The sequence below is a fragment of the Mucilaginibacter sp. genome (genome assembly GCF_964263795.1).
In the GTDB taxonomy this organism is placed as follows: Bacteria; Bacteroidota; Bacteroidia; order Sphingobacteriales; family Sphingobacteriaceae; genus Mucilaginibacter.
Genome location: NZ_CAXVWK010000046.1, coordinates 1 through 6,422, shown reverse-complemented (window position 1 = coordinate 6,422; position 6,422 = coordinate 1). Strand labels below are relative to the sequence as shown.

Genomic DNA, 6,422 nt, shown 5'->3' with positions numbered 1-6,422 from the left:
TACCGGCAGCGATAATCAAAAGCATCGCCCGGTGATGATCCATCGTGCGCCGTTTGGTTCAATGGAGCGTTTTATAGCCGTGTTGATTGAACATTGTGCGGGTAATTTTCCTTTATGGTTATCGCCGGAGCAATTTATCATCTTACCTATATCTGAAAAGTATGAAGATTATGCAAAAAAACTTTCAGATGAGTTAAAAGATTCCGATATTTGCGGGCTGATTGACTTCAGGGACGAAAAGATTGGTCGCAAAATACGCGATGCTGAAGTCAAAAAGATCCCTTACATGCTGATAGTGGGTGAGAAAGAAGCTGCCGAAGGGTTAGTTTCTGTACGCAAACACGGTACAGGTGATTTGGGAAGTATGAGCATTGAAGATTTTAAACAACAAATAATTAAAGAAATAACAGTATAACTTGGCTTTAAACAAACCTTTCAACAGAGGACCAAGGCTACCTTTTAAGAAAAAAGAAGCCGAACATAACATCAATCAGTTCATAAGGGCACAAGAAGTGCGCCTTGTAGGCGATAACGTTGAGCAGGGTGTATTCTCATTAAGAGATGCATTAGCGATAGCGCAGGAGCAGGAACTTGACCTGGTGGAAATATCTCCGAACGCTAACCCACCCGTTTGTAAAGTAACCGACTATAATAAGTTTATTTACGAGCAGAAGAAGAAGCTTAAAGAGATTAAAAGCAATGCCAAGCAAACGGTTATTAAAGAGATCCGCTTTGGACCGAACACGGATGACCATGATTTTGACTTTAAGTTAAAACATGCTACCAAGTTTTTAGAAGCAGGTGAAAAAGTAAGGGCTTACGTACACTTTAAAGGCCGTGCAATTGTTTATAAAGAGCAGGGTGAGATACTTCTGCTTCGTTTTGCACAGGCGCTTGAAGAGGTAGGTAAAGTAGAGCAGTTACCAAAGCTGGAAGGTAAGCGGATGTTTTTGACCGTTGCGCCAAAAGCACTAAAAAAATAATCAGAAACAGGCCATCGTGCTTAGCATAATGCATGGTTGCTTTAAAATAAAACGTTGCGAAACGTCTAACACAAACAAATAAAAATAGAGTTATGCCAAAAATGAAAACCAATTCCAGTGCTAAAAAGCGTTTTAAGCTTACTGGAACCGGTAAAATTTCCAGAAAAAATGCATACAAAAGCCACATCTTAACCAAGATGTCGACAAAACGTAAGCGTAACCTTGGTCACACCAGTTTAGTATCAACTGCAGACATGGGTAACGTTAAACGTATGCTTTGTATCGGCAAGTAATTTCTTACAAGAAACAATTTTTTAACCAGGTATTAGAGTACAAAGCTTCCTAACGGAACACTCACTACCAAAAACAACAAACAATGCCACGTTCAGTTAACGCAGTCGCGTCGAGAAGACGCCGGAAAAGGATCATGATCCTCGCCAAGGGTTATTGGGGATCTAGAAGCAAGGTTTATACCGTTGCAAAAAACACAGTAGAAAAAGGTTTACAATACGCATACCGCGACCGTAAAACTAAAAAAAGAGAATTCAGAGCTTTATGGATACAACGTATCAACGCTGGTGCTCGTCAGCATGGTATCTCTTACTCACAGTTAATAGGTAAATTAGCTGCTAAAGAAATCGGCTTAAACCGTAAGGTATTAGCTGACTTAGCAATGAACCACCCTGACGCTTTTAAAGCTATCATTGACGCTGTTAAATAAGAGAAACTTTTATATTCTTTTATATAAACAAGGCCCCGAAAACGGGGCCTTTGTTGTTTAATTATATCCTACGGAGTTTCGAAAAGGAACATGCGTTTTACAAACTTCCGTTCTCGCTGCCTTGTTTCTGTCCCCCGTCTGTATGGTAAGGCGATTGCTCATCCTGTTGCTCATCGGTAAGCGATTGCGGCGCATCGTCAATAATAGTTTGCTCTATAACTATTGCAACCGGCTGCTCTTCGTAGATTGCTTCGGTATCTTCAATATCCATGTACTGCTTAAAATTGCGCACATCGTTGTCCACCATATTTTTAAATACCGGGTTAAGCACATGGGCGATGCTGCCACCAACACCACCTGCCGGCGGTCGGTATGATATTACGATATCTACCAGGGTACCATCACCATCCGGGCTATCCTGAAAGCGTACCTTACCGGCATTATCAATTAATGAGCCGGGGAGCGAGCTCCAACCAATGCTATAACCGGGCTCGTCTCTTACAATCTCTGCATCCCAGCTTACTTTGGGCAAGCCAACCGGTAATTTCAATACCCAGTGAGATCGGGTGTCGTCTATCAGTTCTACGCTTTCCAGGTGTTTCATAAACAGGGGCAGATTATCCAGCTTGCGCCAAAAATCATATACTTGCTGGCGCGGCTTATCGATCAGGAAAGAAGAACGGATGTTCACATTAACCGGTTCGGTTGAGTTGCGCCCCATGCGTGAGTATAATTCGCAATGTCCGGTTATACCCCTGTTAAGCAGGTAACCGCCGGCCCCTAATTTTATGATGCTGCTAAAAGGGCTTTTAAAAATTCCTTTAAAGCCAGATAAGGCCAGTTTTACACCCGTGGCGATAGAAACTGTGCGCTCGGCTTGCGAGAGGTTAATGCTGGTTTGTTCTGGCGCTACGCCTTTGTATTTATGTTGCAATGCTGTACTTGTCATAATTTTGATTTTTAAACTTAACAGCCAAAACACCTGTGGGTTTGATTAACAGGGTTTTATTTTTCGCAAGAGGCAACAAAATGTAATTCAATTAAATACATTTAGCTATCAATAAAATCATCCGGACATGGGATTCTAACATATTGCCTAATGTTAGTTGCGTTTATGATTACTTGTATTACATTTGCAGCGCTTTAGGTTTCTGTGGCGAAGCATTTCAAAACAGGATTAAAAGGGAATACAGTGTAAATCTGTAACTGTCCCGCAGCTGTAAGTTCTATTAACCCAAGTCCATTCTATAGGCCACTGTTAGTTTCAAACTAATGGGAAGGCAGGATACGGGGGAGCAAGTCAGAATACCTGCCTCAGCATTATATTATTCATAGCTTTCGTGGATTGAAGCCTGAATGTGAATGCTCTCTGCCAGTAGTGTATTTCCATTCTTTTATTTTTCCCCGTCAGCCTATGTTTTTTTAAATAAAAATGAGGCACAATTATTTGCGATTCAAGGCCGTTTTAGTATTCATCAAAGGATGTATATGCTTGCTTTTTTGCCTTGGAAGTAACACGTTGTTTGCCCAAACAGATACCACGAAAAAACTTAACGAAGTAACCATCAAAGCCGGTTTAATCCCCAAAGTCCAAACGCTAACTCCCGCCCAGCAGATAACTTCTAAAGACTTTAGCCGGCTTAGCGCGTTTAACGTTGCAGATGCGGTGCGCAATTTTTCTGGTATCAATATTAAGGATTACGGTGGGATAGGAGGCTTAAAAACCATCTCGGTACGCAGCCTTGGTGCCAATCATACAGCGGTATTGTTTGATGGTATCCAATTAAACGATGCGCAAAACGGTCAGATAGACCTAAGCAAATTCAACCTTAATAATGTGCAGGAGATTTCGCTTTACAATGGCCAGCCGGCAGATCTGCTTCAGCCTGCGCGGTCTTTTGCTTCGGCAAGCGTTCTGAGCATCAAAACGCTTAAGCCTGCGCTAACGGTAGAAAAACCTTACCAATTTCAAATCGGAGTGAAAGGGGGCTCATTTGGATTATTAAATACCAATTTGCAATGGCAACAACGCATTGGCAACCAATGGGCTTTTATTGCGAATGCCAACTACGTTTATGCAAATGGCCGCTATAAATATAAAGTAGATGGCGACGGTTCTGACACGATGGCTATTAGAAGGAACGGCGAAGTAAAATCCTTTCAAACTGATGCGGCAATATATTGGACAAAAAGCGACAGTAGCAAATTCAACGTCCATGTAAATTACTATCAATCTAATCGCGGGTTGCCCGGCGCTGTGATTTTTTATAACCCGTACTCCAGCCAGCGCCTGCAAAACAACGACCTGTTCGCGGAGGCTACTTATGAACACACCTGGCAAAGCAGTTTGCGCTTACTCACCAATACCAAAGTTTCCCAATTAAAAACCCGTTATCTCGATCCCGACTTTCTTAACCAACAAGGTTTTTTAGACCAGCATTACAATCAAAAAGAGGCTTATCAATCCGTATCGATCGCCTATCATTTAACTCCGGGATTAGAGGTATCTTATGCTACGGATGCATCATACTTAAAAATGGATGCCGACATATATAATTATGCTTACCCGTCGCGCTTTAGCTTACTAAATGTGCTGGCTACAAACTACACAAAAGGCCGGTTGCAACTGCAGGGTAATTTATTGCACACTTATTTGCAGGAAATGGTTAAGACCGGTACCGCTTCCCAGTCACGCTCGGTGTTATCGCCAACATTAATGGGTTCCTTTAAAACGACCGGCAACCTGCAGTTACGGGCGTTCTATAAAAGTATTTTCCGGGCGCCAACGTTAGATGAGCTTTACTTTTACGCAATTGTACCACGAACGATCAGACCGGAATTTGTTAAGCAGTACAACTTTGGTTTCACATGGTCTAAAAATTTAAATAACATACTGGAATACATTACTTTGACTTCAGATGCCTATTATAACCATGTAACTGATAAGATCCTTGCCATTCCAAATAAAAACCCGGCTATTTTCTCATTTAGCAACCTCGGGAAAGTAGATATCAAAGGCATTGACGTTGGCCTTAAAACGCAAACGCAAACGCAAACGCAACAGCGTAACGGCTGGTACGGCTCGCTCAGCGCCAATTATACCTATCAAGAAGCATTGGATAAAAGCGACCCCGCATCATCTACCTATAAAAATCAAATTCCTTACACGCCCAAACACTCCCTGGCTTTAAACTTAGGCGCAAACTACAAGCGGTTGGGGGTTTTTTATAACCAGGTTTTATCATCATCAAGATACTACACGGGTAACAATACGCCGGATTATTTCGTGCCCGGTTACACCGTAAGCGATGCATCAGCTACTTACCAGCTTAAATCAGGGAAAGCACCCGTTGGCCTGGCTTTGGAACTCAACAATATTTTCAATAATAATTATTCAATCATCAGGAGTTACCCCATGCCGGGGCGCTCTTACAGGCTTTCTATTCAAATAACAATTTAACACATCAGTATGAAACAATTTAAACTCAAAAATCTACTAACGGCCGCCGCGCTAATTTCTGTAATAGCCGCTTGTAAAAAAGACAGGAACATTGTGGTAGACAATCCACCCGCAACAGGCGGTATTTACGTACTTAACCAGGGCGAGTTCAACAAAAATAACAGTACATTAAGTTATTTTGATTATGCATCTAAAACTGCCACATCAGATCGTTTTAGTGCAGTCAATGGCACTAAGATTGGCGATACGGGTAATGATGCCAAGATCTATGGCTCTAAAATGTACATAGTGGTAAATGTATCGAGCACTGTTGAAGTGGTGGATGCCAAATCAACCAAATCCATCAAGCAAATCAAATTCTTTAACGGCACTGTAGCCCGCCAGCCACGTTCGGTAGTTTTCAGTAAAAACAAAGCTTTTATTTCATCTTATGATGGTACTGTTGCCGTGATGGATACTACTACATTAGCTGTTGAAAAATACATAACGGTTGGCCGCAATCCAGAGCAGATGGTGGTCTCTAACGGAAAACTTTACGTAGCTAATTCGGGCGGTTTAAGTTTTGGTAACCCGGATAAAACGGTGTCTGTCATTGATTTAAATACCTTATCCGAAACTAAAAAAATCACGGTGATCGCTAACCCGGTGAGTATGGCAGCCGATAGTTACGGGAACGTTTATGTACTATCAACCGGTGATTATGCTAACGTAAAAGCAGGCATGACCATTATTGATAATACCACAGACGCTGTAAAAACGCAGAGCACTGCACTGGCCGGCGCATACGGCACATCAATTACCATATCCGGTGATAATGCTTACTTCTTGTCGGCGGATAACAGAGTGGTTGTTTACAATGTCAAATCTCAGACCGTAGCAAAAGCTAATTTTATTACCGATGGTACAGTAATCAAAACGCCGTATAATATAGCGTTTGACAGCAGCACAGGTGAGGTATTTGTAACTGATGCTAAAGATTACGACTCGAACGGTCAGCTATTTGCCTTCGACAAAAACGGCGTTTTAGAAAAGGATAAAGGTTACCCGGTAACGGTGGGCGTCAACCCTGGTGCCATGGTTTTCGTAAATAAATAGCATTTTAAATTATAGGGTATTATCAATAAATTTGCGCTACATTCAATAATATGTCCTCACAAAAAATTAACACCCGTACTGTTGTACTTATCCTGATGGTTGTCGCTGCAATGGCAATGCGCCTGGTAAGTTTCAGGTTTCCTGTTTTAAGCAATTTTACCCC

At 41.8% G+C, this 6,422-nt stretch carries 7 protein-coding genes and 1 riboswitch; of the genes, 6 read left to right on the top strand and 1 reads right to left on the bottom strand.

Going from position 1 to position 6,422, the window contains the following annotated elements; all coding sequences use genetic code 11:
- From ACE5CV_RS08410 to rplT, 4 genes are all read left to right on the top strand, one after another.
- A partial coding sequence (locus ACE5CV_RS08410; protein ID WP_374949723.1) for a His/Gly/Thr/Pro-type tRNA ligase C-terminal domain-containing protein occupies nucleotides 1-415 on the top strand: 415 nt, incomplete at its 5' end.
- A gap of 1 nt (nucleotide 416) precedes the next feature.
- Nucleotides 417-983 (top strand): translation initiation factor IF-3, encoded by a 567-nt coding sequence (infC, locus tag ACE5CV_RS08405; protein ID WP_191160697.1) that lies wholly within the window; start codon nucleotides 417-419, stop codon nucleotides 981-983.
- 92 nt (nucleotides 984-1,075) lie between these two features.
- Nucleotides 1,076-1,276 carry a 50S ribosomal protein L35 gene (gene rpmI, locus ACE5CV_RS08400; protein ID WP_374949722.1) on the top strand — a complete coding sequence of 67 codons (201 nt, stop codon included), beginning with the start codon at nucleotides 1,076-1,078 and terminating at the stop codon, nucleotides 1,274-1,276.
- Between the two features lie 83 nt (nucleotides 1,277-1,359).
- Nucleotides 1,360-1,704 (top strand): 50S ribosomal protein L20, encoded by a 345-nt coding sequence (gene rplT / locus ACE5CV_RS08395; protein WP_067193249.1) that lies wholly within the window; start codon nucleotides 1,360-1,362, stop codon nucleotides 1,702-1,704.
- A 97-nt stretch (nucleotides 1,705-1,801) separates the two neighbouring features.
- On the opposite strand, the gene ACE5CV_RS08390 is transcribed toward rplT, so the two are convergent.
- Nucleotides 1,802-2,653, bottom strand: a complete 852-nt coding sequence (locus ACE5CV_RS08390) for an SRPBCC family protein (RefSeq protein ID WP_374949721.1) — start codon at nucleotides 2,651-2,653, stop codon at nucleotides 1,802-1,804.
- A 179-nt stretch (nucleotides 2,654-2,832) separates the two neighbouring features.
- Nucleotides 2,833-3,036, top strand: a riboswitch (cobalamin riboswitch).
- A gap of 100 nt (nucleotides 3,037-3,136) precedes the next feature.
- On the opposite strand from ACE5CV_RS08390, the gene ACE5CV_RS08385 reads away from it, so the two are divergent.
- Together ACE5CV_RS08385 and ACE5CV_RS08380 are read left to right on the top strand one after the other, a co-directional pair.
- A complete protein-coding gene (locus ACE5CV_RS08385; RefSeq protein WP_374949720.1) occupies nucleotides 3,137-5,164 on the top strand; it encodes a TonB-dependent receptor plug domain-containing protein in 2,028 nt (675 codons plus the stop codon).
- Between the two features lie 9 nt (nucleotides 5,165-5,173).
- The gene (locus ACE5CV_RS08380) at nucleotides 5,174-6,259 is read left to right on the top strand and encodes a DUF5074 domain-containing protein (RefSeq protein ID WP_374949719.1); all 1,086 of its coding nucleotides are present in this window, start codon (nucleotides 5,174-5,176) and stop codon (nucleotides 6,257-6,259) included.
- Nucleotides 6,260-6,422 lie beyond the last annotated feature (163 nt).

What these genes read in the sequence shown, in the direction of transcription:
- ACE5CV_RS08390 (WP_374949721.1), bottom strand. Translation starts at nt 2,653, where the DNA reads ATGACAAGTACAGCATTGCAACATAAATACAAAGGCGTAGCGCCAGAA.
- rplT (WP_067193249.1), top strand. Translation starts at nt 1,360, where the DNA reads ATGCCACGTTCAGTTAACGCAGTCGCGTCGAGAAGACGCCGGAAAAGG.
- ACE5CV_RS08385 (WP_374949720.1), top strand. Translation starts at nt 3,137, where the DNA reads ATGAGGCACAATTATTTGCGATTCAAGGCCGTTTTAGTATTCATCAAA.
- ACE5CV_RS08380 (WP_374949719.1), top strand. Translation starts at nt 5,174, where the DNA reads ATGAAACAATTTAAACTCAAAAATCTACTAACGGCCGCCGCGCTAATT.
- rpmI (WP_374949722.1), top strand. Translation starts at nt 1,076, where the DNA reads ATGCCAAAAATGAAAACCAATTCCAGTGCTAAAAAGCGTTTTAAGCTT.